A 19,439-nucleotide genomic window follows, 5' to 3' on the forward strand; every position below is an offset into this window, starting at 1 on the left:
TGACGAATCCGGACCGAACGACCACTTTTATGCGCTCGGTTTCTTTCCTACCCTATGACTACCATTGGCTTACTGCTTCCTCAATCATCGCTTTATCCTACCCTACCGTTTGACATCACCGATGGCCTGAAAGCGGGGCTTCTGCAGGCGGGCATCTCCAACACCCGGGTGCTGATCGAGGGCGTCAACTTTGGGACGGATACGCTGGACGTGCAGGCTAAAGTCCAGAAGTTACTGCTTCAGGAAGGGGCCGACGTCGTGGTTGGTATGCTGAGCCGCCGCGTTTCTGACGCTCTTGCCCCCACGTTTGCCACCGCCAACCGGCTGTTGCTGTTGCTCGATGTAGTGGGTGAGTTTTTTGCTGGCCTTCCGCCTTCGTCCCACATCTACCACCACTCGCTTCAGGCCTGCGTGGGCAGCTGGCTCATTGGTCGGGACGCCGCCGCTCTTGGTAAGGTTATGCAGGTGGCCTCGTTCTACGAAGGGGGCTATCTACAGGGCTACGCACTGATGCACGGCGTTTTGGCTGGCAACAGCGAAATGGGTAAGTATGTCATCACGGCCCACAAAGCGGCGGATGTAACGCTGGCCGAGGTGCAAACCGGCCTTGCGGAGGGCAAAGCGCAGGCCATTACGGCCATTTACTCGGGCGACATGGCCAGTCAGTTTTACAACCTCTACGCCCAATTACCACAACACGCCCCGACCTGGGTATCGCCACTGACGCTGGAAGAACAAATGCTGGCTACAGTGCCTTACCGGCTCGACGGCATTCGTGGGTACGTCCCCTGGTCGACGCACTTGTCGAACCCGCTCAACGATCAGTTTCAGACCGCGTTGCGTCGACGGGGCCGGCAGCCTAATCTGTTTTCGCTGCTGGCTTACGAAGCGGCTTCGTTTCTGCCAACGTACCTGGACCAACTCGGTACACAGGATTATGCCGACCTGGGTGAGTTAGATACGCTTATGTTCGACAGCCCACGCGGTTCCATCGCGATGAACCCCGTAACGCATTACTCAGCCGGGCCGATGTACGCAGCCTCGCTGGAAGCCGACCAATCGGGGCTTTGCCAACTGGCAGGCTTAACACCCGAGTTGGCGGTTGGCGAGGCCGTCGACAGTCTGCTGGCTCAGGGCTTATTACCCAATTACGCCAACTGGTACAACACGTACCTGTGCATTTAGGCCTGTCATACGGCAAAACAGGTCTGAAACAGACCCGCTCCGTGGCGCTGCTCCAGACCTGTTGGCCGACGCGAGTCCGGCGTCTATGTTATTTCCCGAAGCGCTCGGCCTCTTTGTTTAGCTGTTGGGCCGTTGCCGTACCCGGCTCAATCAGCAGCCGATGGCGGAACGTCAGCGACTTACCGGCTTTCAGCACGTAATCCATAGCCGCCTCTTTTCCGTTCGAAAACACGCTCGGTGCCATCGGGTTTGCCGCAAACAACCCATAGCCGCGAGCGTGCCAGTAGGTAGGGTAACCCACGTTTTTGGGGTGATCAAAGAGCGTGACGCTTACGGCCTCATTGCCGGGTAACGTACCGGTGAGCTCGACCCAGGGGGCACGCGTACCCCACACGGCATCACCCTCGACCCCTTTGGCACTCAGGTACTTGCCGGTTACGCCTTCGTTGTTGAGCGCGGCCACAGGCGTGGCCTTCCCGCTAGCGTCGGTAAACACCTCGGGCTTGGTAGAGGGGTGTTCCAGCTGCCGGGCCACGCGCACGGCAATCATCCCTTCCTTGTTGTCTTTGAACGTCACGTCCTGATCCAGCGCCGTAAGCGTTGTTTGCCGGTCGATGCGGCGTGTGGCGCCATCGGCCTCAAACGTAAACAGGGTCGTTTCCCGGAGCATGGTCTTACCGTCTTTACCCCGCCAATCGGCCTCAACGGTCAGCTCCGCCCGGTTGCCTACTTCATTCAGCCGGGCAATGTTGGTGGTTACGATGGTACCCATCGGGCTTTTGTGGCTGGGGTCGATATCGTTGGAGTTGTTCCAGAAGTCGTGGCCATTTACGTCGCCGTAGTTGAACCACATACCCACGTGGTGCGGGTGATCGACGCGCTCGCCGGGGCGGGGTTCCATTGGCCAGCCGCGCGTGATCGGGTTCCCGGTGGCGGTCAGGATCGGGAACAGGGCACCTTTCTTCAATACCGACGCATCGGGGTAGATGTAGGCCGTAAACAGTTTGCCGTCAACCAGCACGTCGACCCGCTCTTTGCCTCGTTTCAACGTCACCTGTTGTTTCTTGGCGGGCGGGTTATCCATTCGGTCAAGGGAGGTTTGTGCTGACAGCAACGGCAACGCAAGCAGCCACAAAGCAGGAGAAAAACGCATAGCAATCGGGTTGGTTTAGAACTCATAAAGCCAAAACCAAGACCAGGTTACTTTGCGGCTCGCCATTTAGTCGATAGCGCTGTGACGTCGCACAAGTAGACAGAAAATGTGCGTAAGGCAACCTGTACTTTTTTCTATATTGCGATTACTAAACCGCGTCAACTGCATGGAATCTAGACCAAACCAATCGCCCTTTCAGCCTACCTTTCTCTCACCGGAAGCCATCGAGCGCGAGCAGGCTACCTTCATGACGCAGGTCTACGGCTGGATGACCGTTGCTCTGCTCGTTACTGCCTCCATCTCCATCTGGACAGCCTCGTCTGAAACGTTGCTGACGATCATCTTCGGCAACCGGCTTGTTTTTTACGGGCTGCTCCTGGCGGAAGTAGGGCTGGTGATGGCAATCTCGGCCATGATCAACCGCCTGACAGCCACTACGGCAACCATTCTGTTTCTGGTCTACGCGACCCTGAACGGCCTCACGCTGGCGTCGATTTTTCTGGTCTTCACCGGCGGGTCTATCGCGTCAACGTTTTTCGTTACGGCCGGTACCTTCGGTGCCATGAGCGCTTACGGGTACGTTACCAAATCAGACCTAACGCGCTGGGGGAACCTGCTACTGATGGCCCTCATTGGCCTTATCATTGCCTCGGTCGCCAACCTGTTCATGCACAGCGAGACACTATATTGGATCAGCAGCTTTGCGGGCGTACTGATTTTTACGGGACTAACCGCCTACGACACCCAGAAAATTAAGGCGATGAACGTCATCGGCAACGCCGGTACCGACGAAGACCGCAAGGAAGCCATCCTGGGCGCACTGAGGCTTTACCTCGACTTTATCAATCTGTTTCTGTACCTGTTGCGCTTCCTGGGCAATCGGAAATAAACCCGATTACCTGTCGCAAGAACGGTCTGGCCAGCAGTGGTCAGACCTTATTTTTTGGTGGCTAGCGCAAACGTCAACGCATCCCCGTTGAGGCAATAGCGCAGGCCGGTGGGGTCTGGGCCGTCGTTGAAAACGTGACCAAGGTGCGCATCGCAGACCGCGCAACGTACCTCGGTGCGGTTGCCATCGGGTTCGGTATAGACGGCATTGTCGACGATAGCGGCGTAGAAACTGGGCCAGCCCGTATGCGACTCAAATTTGGTCGCCGACGAAAACAGCGGATTATGGCACCCCGCGCAGTGATACGTACCGGCCCGATGCTCGGTTGTGAGGGCGCTGCTGTTGGGCCATTCGGTTTCGCCGCCCCACATCACCGCATACTGCGCCCGGCTCAGCTGGTCACGCCACGCCCGATCGGTTTTTACCACCCGCCTGCCCAGCGGCGACGTTGCGCCGGGTGGGCGCTGATGCGGTGGCCGGGGCGTAGCGCCATAATAGCCATACAGCACCAGTGCGCCGATCAGCAGCAGCGCACTTATCAGAAAAAGGCGGTTGGTCGACACTAGAAACGGGCGGTTTTAAACAACGTCAGGTACGTTGCTGGCCGCCAGTTTAGCAACAAGGCGATACGCCAATTAGCTCCCGAAACACAGGCATAAAAAAACTCAGAGACAGACCAGCGGTCCGCCCCTGAGTGACACTCTAACCCAAAAAAGAACCTACATTTTCCAGTAAATTCAATCAAACGATCTTACTTAAAAACTAAACAAACCTCACTCTCCAAACTGGTAAACTCGGCGCGGTAGTTATAACCGACTTGACCGCTCATTTTTCGTATTTATTCGTCCGGTTTATTACGCCTGAGATTACGAATAATGAGCACGATCAGAATAGTCAGACAGGCAATGATCCAGAGCCCGATAACGCCCACTATAATTTCGCTGGCCATGCGCTTAGACGTGGTAAAAATGACTTAGTAAGCTGGCGTAATGCAGTGCAATACGGTGAACAAAGGCACCATTAGAGCTCGACGAATACGCGTTGCCTAGTTGCTGCTTTACTCAATCGATTCTGTCCTTCTCACCGATGCCGTCCTCGTAGGGGCAATGGGTAGGACACATTCATTCGCAACGGTCTGGCTTCAGATAAAAGCTGGTACATAAAACGTATAGACTGATTTTGTTCGGTGGGGCCGGTAGTTTCTTCTGCATCACAAACCGGCATGATTCGATAAATACAATTAATACGCCATTATCTTTTTGGCGAGCCGGGCAAAATAATTTCTGAACGTAAAATGACGTATGTGCTAGCTTACAGCGGGCCTTTCAGGTAAAAAAAGACATATGATGCCATCCGGACGTCTCACTTTCTTAAATCCGACAACTTGAGCACCAGCCAATCACCAACTGGCTATTGGGTTAGGCATAGTCTTTGAGTATTGGCGTGGCCTGGTTTGGGCGACTGAAAACAAAAAAACCTGCCTGTATCGGGATCAACAACCGCAGTCATTGATCCCGATACAGGCAGGTTTTTCGGCGAGATCGCGTGGGCTTAGTCTTGCCCGCTATTAAGTTTTTCGAGCAACATGCGGTTGAAATTCCGCTCGGCTTTGTACAATTCCTGAAGCTGCTGAGGGGTAATTACTTTCAGGAAGCGCGACATGTACTGATCGTCCAGTTCACCCAGACTCTGCCGGGCAGCGTTGATCTCCTTCAGGTTCGATAAGGCGGCTTTGTCATCAATGACGCCCTGCTTTGTGTTTTCGCCGGTCAGTTGACGGATTTTGCGGTTCAGTTCCTTCTTCTTGCCGTTATAATCGCTGTAAACGGCCCAAAACTGGGGCGCCTGCTCGGTGGTTAGGTTCAGCCGGTTGGTAATGTAGCCAATCTTTGCCGATTCAATTTTCTGCGAGCCGTTCTGTGCCTCAGCATGGGTCAGCGAGAGGGTCGTCAGTAGTAGAATGGCTAAAAATAACTGTCTCATAGTAGCAATATAGTCATTAGACTCCCTGTTGTCATTCGACATTGTTGTCACGTCCACTGCCGACTGACAGCAGCGTCAAGATTAAGAACCGACGGTGTTTAGTTCTTCACTGATATCCTGCATATCCAACTCGCGCCGGATGGCATCGGGCTGAAGGTCGAGGTATTGAATGGTCGTCGAATCGCTGTTGATGGCCTGATTAGGTTGCATCGTCTGCACTTCGTCGGGGTTAAGCCCCTGTTCATCCAGGTAAGCGACAATCGCGGCATCGCTTACCCCGCTCAGCGACTCCTGCCCCAGGCTATGCTGCTGCTGCGGCCAGGTAATCCAGACCAACGCGGCCACCAGCCCGGCACCCGCCAATGAGGCTACCGTGCGGCCCCACGACCAGCTGATCAGCGGCGTGGTTTCCTGCGGCTTGGCCACTCGTGCCTGCACCCGGGAAGCCAGCGTATCGAAGTAACCGTCGGGAACACCGGCCTGCATCGACTCTATCGGATGCCGACGAAGCGGATGGCCCGCATCCAGTTCTTCCAATCGTATCGGTTGTTTACTGTTCATATTGCTTTGACGTTCAGCCGGTGTAGAGGTTTAACGGTTGGTTAAAAAATCCTCGATCTTTTTGACGGCCAGGTGATACGATGCTTTCAACGCGCCAACCGACGTACCTGTAATCTCCGAAATCTCCTCATACTTCATATCGTCGAAATACTTCATATTGAAAACAAGCCGTTGTTTGTCAGGCAATTTGAGCAAGGCTTTTTGCAACGCCATCTGCACTTCCTCGCCGCTTGGATCGCCGCCGCTGGTGGTGTAGTCGGAGTTGCTCTCGAGCTTCTCCATCAGTTCACCTTCCACGTCGCCAATCGGCAGAAAAAAGCGCCGCCGCTTCTTATTCAGAAAGTTGAGGCATTCGTTGGTGGCAATGCGATAAATCCATGTGTACAACTGACTGTCGCCCCGAAACTGTTCCAGACTCGCCCATACCTTCACGAACGTCTCCTGCACGAGGTCGTCGGTATCGTCGTGGTCGATCACCATCTTCCGGATATGCCAATAGATTTTCTGCTGGTACTTTTTCACCAACAGATTAAAGGCATAGTTCCGACTCGACGGATCGCGGTATTTTTCGAGTAGTTCCTGGTCAGTCATTGTTAAGAATGATGAATGATAAATGATGAACCACCGCTCTGAAAATCAGCAATAGCTGGCGCTCAGGCTTAATTCATCATTCATCATTTATCATTCATCATTATTTCCGTGCCATCGCCCGCTTGACGGCGTCAACAATATTAGCGGCTTTCAGGCCATATTTTTCCAGCAGCTGGTCGGGCGTGCCGCTTTCGCCAAAGGTATCTTTCGTTCCCACAAATTCCTGCGGGCTCGGCAGATTTTGCGTCAGCGTGTGCGCGATGCTCTCGCCCAGACCACCCAGAATGTTGTGTTCTTCCACGGATACGGCGCAACCGGTTTTTTTCACCGACGCCAGCACCGCCTCTGTATCCAACGGTTTAATCGTGTGAATATTGATCAGGTCGATCTCGATGCCTTCGGCGGCCAGTTGCTCGCCAGCCAGCACGGCCTCCCACACCAGGTTACCCGTAACGAACACCGAGCAGGCGTCGCCCTCGCTCATGTGCCAGGCTTTTCCGATCTCGAATTTCTGATCGGCCGGCGTGAACACGGGCAACACCGGACGGCCAAACCGCAGGTATACCGGCCCGTCGTATTCGGCGATGGCGATGGTAGCGGCTTTGGTCTGGTTGTAGTCGCAGGTATTGATGACCGTCATGTTGGGCAGCATCTTCATCATGCCCAGGTCTTCCAGAATCTGGTGCGTAGCGCCATCTTCGCCCAGCGTCAGGCCGGAGTGCGAGGCGCAGATTTTGACGTTCTTCTTTGAATACGCCACCGATTGCCGGATCTGGTCATACACCCGCCCCGTGGCGAAGTTGGCAAACGTGGTGGCAAACGGAATGTGCCCGCCGATGGTGAGGCCCGCCGATACGCCAATCATGTTGGCCTCAGCGATCCCGCACTGGATGAAGCGGTCGGGAAACTCCTTGATGAAATTATCGAGCTTCAGCGACCCGGCGAGGTCGGCGGTGAGGGCCACCACGTTGGGGTTGGTTTTGCCCAGCTCATAAATCCCCGCGCCGAAGCCCGACCGGGTGTCTTTTTTGTCGGTATACTCGAATTTTGTCATAGTCGTTTATGCTGGCGACGTACCCGGCAGGTACGTGTCCCGGTTAATTAATTCGCTGAAGCGAGGGTTTGCAATTTGGTTAAAAAATACCGCGCCGACGGGCAGTTAGGGTGCGCCGCCGCTCGTTCGATGGAGAACCCATTATTGACCATAGCCGTTGCAAATCCTTTCTTGTCTCTGATACCCCGCTGTGTGTACTGCACACGTTGATCATGCAAAAAAGCGGCTGGTCTTGGAATCGTTTCTGGGGCGTCGTGATAAAACGACGTACCGAACAGCACAGACAACGTACCTGAATCCGCTACAAACCAAGCTTCTAACTCTTGCACAGCCAGGCAGGCGATAATGTCATCAGCTTGATAAACCTCCGCTTTCACGGTGTCAAACGAAGCGGCATTGTCCAGGTCACGCAAGACGACAATCCATTCAGCACCCAGATCACGCAATGTTTTCACCTGGCTCTGCATCCGTTTACTGCTCACTGTGAGATTGCCCTTACCATCCATATCAATCACATCGCCGGTTTGCTGAATTTGCTTTTCGGCTAAGTATGCCTGAAAGGCAGCGGATTTCAGCACAATGCGCTCGCATCCGCCTTCCACAAGAAAGCCCACTTTCACCATGGCAAACCTCCTCCTAACGTACCTGTAAGCCACGCTTCATCGGTTGGAATATCATAGATAGCCTTTCCTTTGATCTGCTTCGCTTGCGTGGTGCCATTCACCTTGTTGACCAGAATCAACTCGTCGGTAGTCAATTTCCGAACTACTGCTTCAGAGTGCGTATTGAGCCAGATATAATGACCTTTCTCTGCGCACATCGTTCGGAAGAACTCAATGAGTGACATCAGCACCTGAGGGTGAAGCCCGTTCTCAGGTTCTTCGATACACAGAAACTGCGGTTCCTCAGACTGGTAAACAGCCGTCAGTAGGGCAATGATATTGTATGTCCCATCAGAAATCAGGTCTTTGGTAAACGGCTTTTCGACTGTCTGTTCATAGACGAGTAACGTATCCTTACTATCAAACGCACCTGAAACTACCTCGATCTTTTTGAAGCCAGGAATGAATAGTGTCAGCCACTCGTGAATTTCCTCGTTTACAATTGGATCGTTAAGAAGCCGTTTAAGGACCGCTTCCAGATTAGAAGCAGAGATTGTTAGGCGAAGATCGTCAGTAAAATTCAGCTTGATAAGGCTGTCATTACCAATAAAAAGGCGGGTAAATTTTAATAAAAAACTGTTGACTTCATCTCTAGCGACAACTGCATCAGAATCTTGGAGAAAGTCTGTTGGTATCCTCGGGTCAGTAATGAGGGAAGGATCAACGGTTACAGAATTATGTTCCAACTGAATCTCCATTCTGTAGCTTGATTCAGTTGCTTGTCTTCTTCTGATAGTGTCCAAGCCTCTTACAAAACTTAAAGCCAAATCACGACCAAAAAGACCATTAAGGTTCACAAACTCCAACGCTTCGAAAATAGTCGATTTGCCGGAGCCGTTGGGGCCGACAAAGACCGTGAACGGATTGGGCTCGATGAGCTCGATCCGTTCAATGGACTTGAAATTTTCGATGACGAGGCGTTTGATCTGCATGACTGGCAACCCCAAACCTTATAGGTTTTTAAAACCTACAAGGTTTGATTTATCAGAGGCGGATTAATAATCTTCCTGGCCGGCATAAACGGGCAGTTGGCCGAGGGCGTTGGCGAGTTGCTCGGTGCTGAGCGCCGTGCCGTGCCACTTGTAGTTACCCTGCATAAAGTCGACGCCGTAGCCCATCAGCGTGTGCATCAGGATCAGCGTGGGTACGTCGGGGTCGCTCTTGGCGTCTTTCAGAGTTTTGATGATGTCGGCCATGTCGTTGCCCTGCATCTCCACCACGTTCCAGCCAAAGGCTCTGTACTTCGCCGCCAGGTCACGGTTGTCGTTGACGCCCATCGTGGTGCCGTCGATCTGCGCCAGGTTGTAGTCGATGATGGCCGTGAGGTTGCCCAGTTTCTTGTTGGGGGCAAACTGCGCGGCTTCCCAGATTTGGCCCTCCTGCTGCTCACCGTCGCCCATCAGCACATACACGTGCTTGTCGTCTTTGTTCAGCTTTTTGGCGAACGCGGCACCGGCGGCTACCGACAAACCCTGTCCCAGTGACCCCGACGCGATCCGGATACCCGGCAGGTGTTCGGCGGTGGTGGGGTGGCCCTGCAAGCGGCTGTCGATCTTGCGGAAGGTAGCCAGTTCCGAAACAGGGAAGTAGCCCGCCCGCGCCAGCACCGAGTAAAACACCGGTGAGATGTGGCCGTTGGAGAGGAAGAACAGGTCTTCATCTTTCCCATCCATGTCGAAAATGGGGTGCCCGTCGGCCCCGCGTTTCAGACGCATTACGTCGAAATACAGCGCGACAAATAAATCGGTGCAGCCCAGCGACCCACCCGGGTGGCCTGAATTGACGGCGGTTACCATCCGCAGAATATCGCGACGTACCTGCGACGCGATGTGTTCAAGTTGTTCGATTTCCATAATCTTCAAAGTCATTTGCCTTCGGCGTCACGGGTGCGGTCCGCCAAAGGCAAATGACTACTCTAAAATTTGTTTTGCGTGGTTTTTGGTATCTACTTTCTCGATGATGTTGATGATGATGCCATTTTCGTCGATGATGAAGGTTTTCCGTACCGTACCCATGTACGTCCGACCATACATCGACTTTTCTGCCCACACGCCGTAGGCCTCCACCACCGCTTTGTCGGTGTCGGCAGCCAGGGTGAAGGGCAGGTCATATTTCTTGATGAATTTCTGGTGCGACGCTTCACTGTCAACACTCACGCCGATCACCTCGTAGCCCGCCTGTTTCAGCTCGGTGTAGTTGTCGCGGAGGCTACAGGCCTGCGCCGTACAGCCCGACGTATCATCTTTCGGGTAAAAGTAAAGCACTACCTTTTTGCCCTTGAAATCGGACAACTGCAACGGGTTGCCGTGCTGATCGTGAGTGGTAAAGTTGGGGGCAGGATCGCCGACAGAGAGAGCCATAGCGTCAAAATTTTGGCACAAACATACATTTTGAACCGGCTAAAGTTCAACGTCGTACCGCTTTTCGGTTAGGTAGGTATAGCTAGAATGCACCAGACAGCCCACCATACCCTTTGCCCGGCGCGGTTATCGCCGCCGTTTTACGGGCCGGGGCGCAGCGGGTTTGGCAATCGTGGTGACGGCTTCGGCCACATTACCCGCCCGGTCACGTACCTGGATTTTCACTTCAGTATCAGCCTCGAAAGGGGTAGCCGGGTCCAGCTTATCCGACCAGATCAGCGCCCGTTTGTAGTCATACTGCATGAGCAACCACTCCCCGTTGACAAACGCCCGGAACTTATCAATGCCCGCCAGATCGTCGCTGATCCGGGCCGTGATGCCGTTAGGTGTGGCACTCACAATCCGAATGGCGGGTGGCGTTACGTCGGTGAGCAGGCCAAACCGGCCCAGCGTGCGGGTCGTGAACTCGATGCGGTTACCCGTCCAGGTGCCGCCCACAAAATTCTGCCGACCGTTGTTGAGTGCATACACCTTCGTCCGTAGGGTATCGATACCTACCGGGTACGTTGGCGTGAACCGTACATGAATGGCGTCGTTGAGCGGAATGGTATGCTGGTTAATTTCCAGTACGTTGCCGGGCAGCGTCCGGGTGGCCAGGTAGAGCGTATCGAACAGCGATTCGACGTTGAAGCGGATGCTCACGTTACCCGCGTTGACCACGTCGGGGCGGCCGGGCAGAACCCGCTGCCGGAAGTTGAGCGGCACCCGTCCGCGTCCCACTTGCACGGAGTCTGGCAGGGTTTTGTTCAGGTCGATCAGGTACGTTGCTTTGCCATCGCGCACGTAGGCCACGGGCAGTTCGGTCACGTTGCGGCCCACATAAAGGCGGGCGTTGGGCGGCGTTCCTGGCAGGCCTTTCACCGCCAGTTTCAGCACGTTGTCGTCGGGCGTAATGGTCGCCGAGGGGATGGCTGTGGCCGACAGGGCAGCCAAGGCGGTGGTATCGACCTCGGGCGCCGGACCGGTGGGCAGGGTAGCGGGCGGCGTTTCGGGCAGAACGATAAACCGAAGCGTAGCCCCGTGTTCGTAGCTGTCGAAGAGCGTGATCGTTACCTCGTGCGGTTTACCATCAAGTAGCGGCAGGCGCCCCCGATAAGCGTTGGTGTGGTACAGACTAAGCCGGTTGCCATCGGCGATGTAGCCGCGGTGGTAGCGTTGGCCGGTTAGTTGCTCGGCCTCGTAGTTCATGTGCACGTTGATGAACCGGGTCTGCTCGTGCGGGAAGGCGTTCATGCTGTAGGCAAACACTTCCTGCCCGTCGAGCCGGATTTCGACGCAATTGAGTCCGTTGCGGTAGGGCGACCCGTTGGCTTTGTCGTAGGCGAGCAGTTCGATCCCCAGCAACCCCGACGCCGAAATAGGTTGGCTCAGGGCGTAAGAGCCGTCAGCGCGGCGCACGGGCACAAACGTCTGTCGGCCAAACTCGCCGTTGAGTCGCGAGTCGGGCGTCATCGTACGTAGGGCGATCCGCTCAAAATACGGGGGTACGTCGTCGCTCAGTTCCGAAAAACCGTAGAGTAATGGGTTGATGAGGTTGTCGTTGGGATCACGCACTTCAAAGTGCAGGTGCGGCCCACCCGATCCGCCCGTGTTACCCGACAGGGCGATCACATCGCCTTTCTTGACCGGGAACTGATTGGGTTCGGGGCGCAGGTCGATCTCGAACGTCTGTTTAGCGTATTGGGCCGAGCGCAGGTACGTTCCCAGCGTGTCATTGAGCGTCTTCAGGTGCCCGTAGTAGGTCGAGAGGCCGTTGGGGTGTTTCAGCACGAGCAGATTTCCGTAGCCGCCCGTAAACACGGCAATGCGCGACACGTACCCATCGGCGGCGGCATGCACCGGCACCCCTTCTACCCCACCCGTGCGGATGTCGAGCCCCGCGTGAAAGTGATTGCCCCGCAGGTCGCCCATGCCGCCCGACAGCGAACCGGCTTGCCCCGGATTGATCGGAAACGCCAGATAACCCGGCTGAATCAACGGACTGGAGGGCTTTTTCGATTGGGCGAATACGGCGGTGATTCCCAGCCAACTCAGCAGCAATACAGTACGAACGATCACTCGAGAAGGGTATTTTACAGACAAGAAGCACCATCAGCCGCAGTTGTAGCGTCGACGGCGTCTTTGCCCGGTTGTGCTTTATTTTCCGCCGTTGGTGGTCAACGGCTTTGATAGGCTAACGAAATAAGCCGTACCGAATGATGCAGTAGATGGCCCGGAAACCATCCTGCCAGTTGATTTTTTTACCTTCGGCGTAGGTACGTCCGTAATACGAAATACCCACTTCGTAGAACCGGATGTTCTTGATACGAGCGAGTTTGGCCGTGACTTCCGGCTCAAAACCAAACCGCTTTTCGAGCAAGGGCATCGACTGCACCATGTCGGTCCGGATCAGCTTGTAGCAGGTTTCCATGTCGGTCAGGTTCAGGTTGTTGAACGCGTTGCTCAGCATGGTCAGGATCTTGTTGCCGATCGAATGCCAGAAAAACAGAATCCGGTGGGGACGCCCGCCCATAAACCGCGAGCCATAGACCACATCGGCGACACCCGCCAGCACGGGCTTCAGCAAGATGTTGAATTCGTCGGGGTCATACTCTAAATCGGCATCCTGCACGATCAGGTAGTCGCCCGTAGCCTGCCGAATGGCGGTGTGAATAGCGCCCCCCTTGCCCTGGTTGACCTCGTGCCGAAAATAGCGCACATCGACTCCCGGATTAGCCGCCTGAAACGCCCGGATGCGCGCTTCGGTCTGATCCGTCGAGCAGTCGTTAACCACGATAATTTCTTTGGTCACCTGACCCGCCAACGCAACGTCGGCCACGCGCCGCAAAATGCCTTCGACGGTGCGCTCTTCGTTATAAGCCGGGATTAGTATGGATAGCTTCAAGCAGTGTAGTCTGGTTTATAGGCATACGCCCCGCGGTTAGTCACACAGCCAGCGTTGCTGGTGTGTAACCGACCACCTGGTGATTATTTCACGTCAAAGTTGAGCAGTTCGCGGCCTTCAAGGCTAGCCACCAGCCGGTCACCGACCTGCACCGGCCCAACACCTTTGGGCGTTCCGGTGAAAATGAGGTCACCGGTTTGCAGGGTAAAGTAGCGCGAGACAAACGCGATGAGGTAATCGATTTTGAACAGCATCAGGCTCGTATTGCCCTGCTGCCGGGTTTCGCCGTTGACATCAAGCTGAAAGTTGATGTTCTGAATATCGGCAAATTCGCTTTTCGGCACAAAGCCCGAGATGGGTGCCGAACCGTTGAACCCCTTAGCCAGGTCCCAGGGAAGCCCCTTAGCTTTGAGCTTACTCTGGATGTCGCGGGCGGTAAAATCGATTCCGAGCCCGATCTCGTCGTAGTATTTGTGCGCAAACCGTTCTTCGATGCGCTTGCCCATCTTGCTGATCCGTACGACCACTTCCAACTCGTGGTGCACATCCTGCGAAAAATCGGGGTAATAAAAAGGCTCGTTGTTCCGTAGAATGGCTGTGTCGGGCTTGGTGAAAATGACGGGGTCGTCGGGCTGTTCGTTGTTCAGTTCCCGGATGTGTTCGACGTAATTGCGGCCAACGGCAATGATCTTCATGCAGACGTTCCCCTATACGGTAAGGGCTATTAAACAAATGGACTCGCCACAAATCTAAGGGATAAACGCGGCGTAACCACGCGTAACGCATTTTGGCCAGTAAACGGTCCCAACGAATCGGCCACCAGGAGGCGGTTGAGGTTAAAATTGGGTTACAAATTTTCCCGTTGCGTGCATTGCTAAAACAAAGCGCGTCTTAAGCAAGTCCTTATGGGGCAATTAAATACGACGAACATATCCCTACACACGATGAAACGTACATTCCTGGGCTTTGTCCTGCTCACTGTCGCCTTTGCCTGCGCGAAGGTGCCGCTTACCAACCGTAAGCAGATTTTGCTAGTCCCCAACGATCAGATGCTCCAACTGAGCGCTACCGAGTACAAAAGTTTTCTGGATACGAGCCAAGTTATCAACAGCACGGCCGACGCGCAGATGGTCAATCGGGTGGGCGACCGGATCCGGCGGGCCGTTGAGTCTTACATGAACCAGAACGGCTACGCTCAGCGCCTCGAAGGGTTTAACTGGGAGTATCACCTCGTGCAGGATCGGCAGGTAAACGCCTGGTGCATGCCGGGGGGTAAAATTGTGGTGTACTCGGGCATTCTGCCCTACACGCAAAATGAGGCGGGGTTGGCCACCGTACTGGGCCACGAAGTATCCCACGCTGTAGCCGAGCATGGCAACGAACGGATGAGCGAAGGGCTGGTAGCCAATGGGCTGCTTCAAGCCGGACAGGTGGTTACGGGTATCGCAACAGCCAACAAGACCCCTCAGGTACAGGCGCTCTTCCAGCAAGCTATTGGCACGGGCGGGCCGCTTGCCTACCAGTTCTTCGGCGCACTACCACACAGCCGCCGTCAGGAATCAGAGGCCGATCATCTGGGCCTGATTTTTATGGCTATGGCTGGTTATGACCCCAATGAGGCCATCTCGTTCTGGAGCCGGATGGCCAAAGCCAGCGCCGGGCGCGCCCCTGCCGAGTTCTTCTCCGATCACCCGTCTGACGAGCGCCGGATCGCCGACCTGCAAAAGCTGCTGCCCGACGCCATGAAGTATTATAAGCGATAGGCTTATCTAGCCTGGAAAGTCTGTAAGAAAAGAAGTCCGTAGTCTGGAAAGTCAATTGGTTTGTACAGCGCAAGCAATACAACATTGACTTTCCAGACTACGGACTTCTTTTCTTACAGACTTTCCAGGCTAGATAAGCCTTACAGCGCTGCTACTACCTGCCGAACTTTCTCGGCGGCTTCTTTCAGTTCAACGGCCGACTGCACTTTCAGCCCCGACTCGTCGATGATCTTGGCACCTTCGGCCGCGTTGGTACCCTGCAACCGGACAATGATCGGTACCGGGATGTCGCCGATGGCTTTGTAGGCTTCCACAACGCCCGTAGCTACGCGGTCGCAGCGAACGATACCGCCGAAGATGTTGATCAGGATGGCCTTCACGTTCGGGTCTTTCAGGATGATCCGGAAGCCCGCTTCCACCGTCTTGGCGTTGGCGCCACCCCCTACGTCGAGGAAGTTGGCCGGCTCACCACCCGACAGTTTGATGATGTCCATGGTGGCCATCGCCAGCCCGGCGCCGTTTACCATGCAACCCACGTTCCCGTCGAGTTTCACGTAGTTGAGGTCATTGGCCGACGCTTCTACTTCGAGCGGATCTTCTTCCGTTACGTCGCGGTAGCTGGCCAGATCGGGGTGACGGTACAGGGCGTTGTCGTCGATGTTTACTTTGGCATCGACCGCCATAATTTTATTGTCTGACGTTTTAAGAACGGGGTTGATCTCGAACATCGACGCGTCGGTATCCACGTAAGCTTTATAGAGCGAGGTCACGAATTTGACCATCTCTTTGAAGGCTTCGCCGGTCATGCCCAGGCCAAACGCAATTTTGCGGGCCTGAAACGGTTGCAGGCCAACCGCCGGATCGATCCATTCTTTTACGATTTTCTCGGGTGTTTTTTCGGCTACCTCTTCAATGTCCATACCACCTTCGGTGCTGGCCATGATCACGTTGCAGGCTTTCGAACGATCGAGCAGAATGCCCAGATACATTTCTTTCGGCTCGGTTTCGCCAGGGTAGAATACGTCCTGTGCGACCAGCACTTTGTTCACTTTCTTGCCTTCGGGGCCGGTTTGGTGCGTAACCAGTACGTTGCCGATCAGGTTTTTAGCAATATCGCGCACCTCGTCGACCGATTTGGCCAGGGCTACACCGCGTTGCTCGCCGCCTTTGACTTTTCCTTTCCCGCGGCCTCCCGCGTGGATTTGCGACTTCACGACCACAAACTTCGAGTTTGTCTGAGCCATGATCTGCTTCGCCGCTTCAACGGCCTTCTCGGGCGACTCCGCCACGATGCCTTCCTGAATCCGAACGCCGTAGCGCTTCAATATTTCTTTACCCTGATATTCGTGGATGTTCATACGGACAGCAACACGCGTTAATTTTGGGCCGCAAGTTAAAACGAAAAAGAGTTTTCAGTTTGGAGTTTTCAGTTTAGAGTTGGCTGGCGCGTCAGCATTACTCGTGCGTTCGCCAACTTCAAACTGAAAACGCTAAACTGAAAACTGGAAAAATGCCCATTCTCCACGCTACGAACCTTCGCCGGGCCTACGGGCCGCTCCCCGTCCTGAACGACGTCAGTTTATCCATCGATGCGGGCGAGGTCGTCTCGATTGTGGGGGCTTCTGGAGCGGGTAAGAGTACCCTGTTGCACATCCTGGGTACGTTGGACCGCCCCGACGGTGGTTCCGTTACCCTGGCCGGGCAGGATGTTTTTTCGTTGACCGACAAACAGCTGGCCCGCTTTCGGAATGAGCAGATCGGCTTTGTGTTCCAGTTTCACAACCTGCTGCCTGAGTTTACCGCCCTCGAAAATGTGGCGATTCCGGGCTTCATTGGGGGGCGCGATGAAAAAGCCGTGCGGCAGCGGGCCGCCGAGTTGCTTAGCCGCCTGGGCCTGGCTGACCGGCAGCAGCATTTCCCCGCTCAGCTGTCGGGAGGGGAGCAGCAGCGGGTAGCCGTAGCCCGCGCACTGATCAATCAGCCGGCCGTCGTGTTTGCCGATGAGCCCAGTGGCAACCTTGACTCCCGCAACGCCGAAGAGCTTCACCAACTGTTTTTCGACTTGCGGGATACCTTCGGCCAAACCTTCATCATCGTAACGCACAACGAAACGCTGGCTATGCTGGCCGACCGGTCGATCACGTTGCGCGATGGCCACGTTGTAAAGACCGAATAAGCCCTAATTGAGTATAAATCCGCACCCCATTGAGTGTCTTTACCCAGACACCAAGCCACCTGTTATAGTATTAAATACCCGGAAAAAGCAGTTTTAATCAATTTTTAATACAACATAGCTACTTGATAAATAACCACTTACACAGTTTACTACATGAATTTATAGGCCGACGAACCATTAATTCAGAATTGTGTTTTATACTTGTATCGAAAAGAAAAGTTTTTCATAACGTTGAGTAAATCAGAAAGCCAAGGGGGAGTCTCGCTTGGCTTTTTTGTTTGTAGCCCTGTAAGGTCGTCAAAAGCCTTACAGGGTTTCCTGTTTTATCGTCTGGCACAGTTCAACCAGTACCCCATTGGCCGTTTTGGGGTGTAGGAAACAGACAAGCTTATTGTCGGCTCCCCGCTTGGGTACGTCATTCAGCAGCGTAAATCCCGCCGCTTTCAGCCGCTCCATTTCGGCCCGGATATCATCGACCTCGAAGGCCAGATGGTGAATGCCCTCCCCCCGCTTTTCCAGGTACGTGGCAATAGGGCTATCGGGCCGGGTAGCGGCCAACAATTCGATCTTGGTCTGATTGACCTGAAAAAAAGACGTCATGACGCCTTCCGACGCGACTTCCTCGGCTTTATAGGGCTGGCTGTTGAGCAGCAGGCTAAACAGGTCATTGGAAGTGGCCAGATCGCGGACGGCGATACCGATGTGTTCGACGTTGGTAAACATAGCTGTGCAGAGTTCAGAGTGTATAGGAAGCTGACCCGGTGGGCCAAATAAGCGCGGCTCGTGAACTTTGGCCTTTCAACCTGTTGTTTTGCCTGAAACGAGCTATACAAACATGGTTACGGTAACTGAACAGGCCAAGAATAAAATTGTGGAACTACGCCAGAAAGACGGCCTTAACGATAATTACGCCATCCGGGTGGCAGTGCAGGGCGGCGGTTGCTCAGGGCTGATGTATGATCTTCAGTTCGACACGGCACAGCAACCAACCGACCATGTTGTGGAAGATAAAGGGATTCGGATCTACGTTGACCGCAAAAGTCTGCTGTATCTGGCCGGCACCGAACTCGATTTTTCGGATGGGTTGAACGGCAAAGGCTTCCAGTTTAAAAACCCCAATGCGTCACGTACCTGTGGCTGCGGAGAGAGCTTTGCTGTCTGAGGCGCACCGTTTGCATCATTTCTCAGACCGAATACTCTAAAATAGGCCACCCCGACCGTGCGGTTTAGGGGTGGTTTTTTATATTTATAAGCTGCTTAAACCCCATTTGCGCTTTGGATCTGTACATGAAGCTATACATTGCCGTTGGGTCGGCCATGTTGGTGGTGATGACGTTGTTCATCATCCTCTTCGTAGCATTCTATCAGAACCGCCAGGTACGTCACCTGCTTGCGCTCAACGAACTCCGCGAAGCCAACCGGAAGGAACTCATGGAAGCCACCTTCCAGGGTCAGGAAGCGGAACGCCGCCGCCTCGCCCGCGACCTGCACGACGAGATCGGCACGATGCTCTCGGTGACTAAGCTGAGCCTCAACCAACTGGAGCGACGACTGGCCGTGTTAGCAGAGCAGCCCATCAACGGGGGCGTTGACCGCGACGAATCGGTCGATCTGGAACTGAGCACGCAGCAGGTGCAGAAAACCCGCGCCCTGCTCGACGAAACCATGAGCAATGTGCGCCGCATCAGCCGCGATCTGGTGCCGACGACGCTGGAACGCTTTGGCCTGCTGGCCGCCATCGAAGAACTCACCGAAAAAGCCAGCACGCCCGACATCACCGTGACCCTCGAATCGCCCAGCACGCTGCAACGGCTGACCACGGCGCAGGAACTGATGTTTTACCGCATTGCACAGGAATTGCTTAATAACGCGATCAAGCACGCTTCGGCCACGCTGATCGAGGTGCAGTTTGTCTGCATCGAAGATGCCGTCAGGATGTCGGTGATTGATAATGGGCAGGGTTTTGATTACGACGACGTGGTGAAAGATCAACGCAGTGGGTTAGGTTTGCGGAATATTGAGAGTCGATTGAGCGTAGTAGACGGACATGTAACGTTCGATGTGGCGCCGGGGCGTGGTTCCCGCGTCCATGTTGAAACGCGTAGTCATTAGGCAGCC

Annotated in this window: 21 protein-coding genes; 6 read left to right on the forward strand and 15 right to left on the reverse strand. The window is 54.6% G+C overall.

What is annotated here, in order from left to right:
- Nucleotides 1-54 precede the first annotated feature (54 nt).
- A complete protein-coding gene (locus FAES_RS25575; RefSeq protein ID WP_015334101.1) occupies nt 55-1,185 on the forward strand; it encodes an ABC transporter substrate-binding protein in 1,131 nt (376 codons plus the stop codon).
- Nucleotides 1,186-1,273: 88 nt separating this feature from the next.
- Here the strand turns inward: FAES_RS25575 and FAES_RS25580 are convergent, their stop codons facing one another.
- A complete protein-coding gene (locus FAES_RS25580) occupies nt 1,274-2,338 on the reverse strand; it encodes a DUF6807 domain-containing protein (protein WP_015334102.1) in 1,065 nt (354 codons plus the stop codon).
- A gap of 166 nt (nt 2,339-2,504) precedes the next feature.
- On the opposite strand from FAES_RS25580, the gene FAES_RS25585 reads away from it, so the two are divergent.
- Entirely contained in the window at nt 2,505-3,227 is a 723-nt protein-coding gene (locus tag FAES_RS25585; RefSeq protein ID WP_051054318.1) for a Bax inhibitor-1/YccA family protein, read from the forward strand.
- 47 nt (nt 3,228-3,274) lie between these two features.
- On the opposite strand, the gene msrB is transcribed toward FAES_RS25585, so the two are convergent.
- The 12 genes from msrB to FAES_RS25645 all read right to left on the reverse strand — a co-directional run bounded on the left by msrB (nt 3,275) and on the right by FAES_RS25645 (nt 14,077).
- Entirely contained in the window at nt 3,275-3,790 is a 516-nt protein-coding gene (gene msrB / locus FAES_RS25590) for a peptide-methionine (R)-S-oxide reductase MsrB (RefSeq protein WP_015334104.1), read from the reverse strand.
- A 988-nt stretch (nt 3,791-4,778) separates the two neighbouring features.
- The gene (locus tag FAES_RS25595) at nt 4,779-5,210 is read right to left on the reverse strand and encodes a hypothetical protein (RefSeq protein ID WP_148289451.1); all 432 of its coding nucleotides are present in this window, start codon (nt 5,208-5,210) and stop codon (nt 4,779-4,781) included.
- A gap of 81 nt (nt 5,211-5,291) precedes the next feature.
- Complete coding sequence (locus FAES_RS25600) at nt 5,292-5,771, reverse strand: hypothetical protein (RefSeq protein WP_015334106.1); 480 nt, start codon at nt 5,769-5,771, stop codon at nt 5,292-5,294.
- Between the two features lie 30 nt (nt 5,772-5,801).
- Complete coding sequence (locus tag FAES_RS25605) at nt 5,802-6,362, reverse strand: RNA polymerase sigma factor (RefSeq protein WP_015334107.1); 561 nt, start codon at nt 6,360-6,362, stop codon at nt 5,802-5,804.
- A gap of 100 nt (nt 6,363-6,462) precedes the next feature.
- On the reverse strand, nt 6,463-7,416 hold the full coding sequence (locus FAES_RS25610) for a transketolase family protein (RefSeq protein ID WP_015334108.1): 954 nt from the start codon (nt 7,414-7,416) through the stop codon (nt 6,463-6,465).
- A 47-nt stretch (nt 7,417-7,463) separates the two neighbouring features.
- The gene (locus tag FAES_RS25615) at nt 7,464-8,039 is read right to left on the reverse strand and encodes a DUF4276 family protein (RefSeq protein WP_015334109.1); all 576 of its coding nucleotides are present in this window, start codon (nt 8,037-8,039) and stop codon (nt 7,464-7,466) included.
- Complete coding sequence (locus tag FAES_RS25620) at nt 8,033-9,010, reverse strand: AAA family ATPase (RefSeq protein WP_015334110.1); 978 nt, start codon at nt 9,008-9,010, stop codon at nt 8,033-8,035. Before FAES_RS25620 ends, FAES_RS25615 begins: the two co-directional genes overlap by 7 nt.
- A 63-nt stretch (nt 9,011-9,073) precedes the next feature.
- Nucleotides 9,074-9,946: a transketolase gene (locus tag FAES_RS25625; RefSeq protein ID WP_015334111.1), complete on the reverse strand. Its 873-nt coding sequence runs from the start codon at nt 9,944-9,946 to the stop codon at nt 9,074-9,076.
- A 42-nt stretch (nt 9,947-9,988) separates the two neighbouring features.
- A complete protein-coding gene (gene bcp, locus FAES_RS25630; protein WP_015334112.1) occupies nt 9,989-10,438 on the reverse strand; it encodes a thioredoxin-dependent thiol peroxidase in 450 nt (149 codons plus the stop codon).
- A 126-nt stretch (nt 10,439-10,564) separates the two neighbouring features.
- Nucleotides 10,565-12,580, reverse strand: coding sequence for a M23 family metallopeptidase (locus tag FAES_RS25635; RefSeq protein WP_015334113.1), 2,016 nt, complete (start codon nt 12,578-12,580; stop codon nt 10,565-10,567).
- A gap of 91 nt (nt 12,581-12,671) precedes the next feature.
- Complete coding sequence (locus FAES_RS25640; RefSeq protein ID WP_015334114.1) at nt 12,672-13,382, reverse strand: glycosyltransferase family 2 protein; 711 nt, start codon at nt 13,380-13,382, stop codon at nt 12,672-12,674.
- 83 nt (nt 13,383-13,465) lie between these two features.
- A complete protein-coding gene (locus tag FAES_RS25645; protein ID WP_015334115.1) occupies nt 13,466-14,077 on the reverse strand; it encodes a fumarylacetoacetate hydrolase family protein in 612 nt (203 codons plus the stop codon).
- Between the two features lie 249 nt (nt 14,078-14,326).
- On the opposite strand from FAES_RS25645, the gene FAES_RS25650 reads away from it, so the two are divergent.
- Nucleotides 14,327-15,145, forward strand: a complete 819-nt coding sequence (locus tag FAES_RS25650; RefSeq protein WP_041258402.1) for a M48 family metallopeptidase — start codon at nt 14,327-14,329, stop codon at nt 15,143-15,145.
- A 140-nt stretch (nt 15,146-15,285) separates the two neighbouring features.
- Here the strand turns inward: FAES_RS25650 and sucC are convergent, their stop codons facing one another.
- The gene (gene sucC / locus FAES_RS25655) at nt 15,286-16,503 is read right to left on the reverse strand and encodes an ADP-forming succinate--CoA ligase subunit beta (protein WP_015334117.1); all 1,218 of its coding nucleotides are present in this window, start codon (nt 16,501-16,503) and stop codon (nt 15,286-15,288) included.
- Nucleotides 16,504-16,655: 152 nt separating this feature from the next.
- Between sucC and FAES_RS25660 the strand changes: the two genes are divergently transcribed.
- On the forward strand, nt 16,656-17,321 hold the full coding sequence (locus tag FAES_RS25660; protein WP_015334118.1) for an ABC transporter ATP-binding protein: 666 nt from the start codon (nt 16,656-16,658) through the stop codon (nt 17,319-17,321).
- A gap of 306 nt (nt 17,322-17,627) precedes the next feature.
- On the opposite strand, the gene mce is transcribed toward FAES_RS25660, so the two are convergent.
- On the reverse strand, nt 17,628-18,044 hold the full coding sequence (gene mce, locus FAES_RS25665; RefSeq protein ID WP_015334119.1) for a methylmalonyl-CoA epimerase: 417 nt from the start codon (nt 18,042-18,044) through the stop codon (nt 17,628-17,630).
- 112 nt (nt 18,045-18,156) lie between these two features.
- Between mce and FAES_RS25670 the strand changes: the two genes are divergently transcribed.
- On the forward strand, nt 18,157-18,483 hold the full coding sequence (locus tag FAES_RS25670) for a HesB/IscA family protein (RefSeq protein ID WP_015334120.1): 327 nt from the start codon (nt 18,157-18,159) through the stop codon (nt 18,481-18,483).
- A 113-nt stretch (nt 18,484-18,596) separates the two neighbouring features.
- Nucleotides 18,597-19,433, forward strand: a complete 837-nt coding sequence (locus tag FAES_RS25675; protein ID WP_229364536.1) for a sensor histidine kinase — start codon at nt 18,597-18,599, stop codon at nt 19,431-19,433.
- Nucleotides 19,434-19,439: the final 6 nt, after the last annotated feature.

Origin of the sequence: Fibrella aestuarina BUZ 2 (genome assembly GCF_000331105.1) — a bacterium.
Lineage (GTDB): Bacteria > Bacteroidota > Bacteroidia > Cytophagales > Spirosomataceae > Fibrella > Fibrella aestuarina.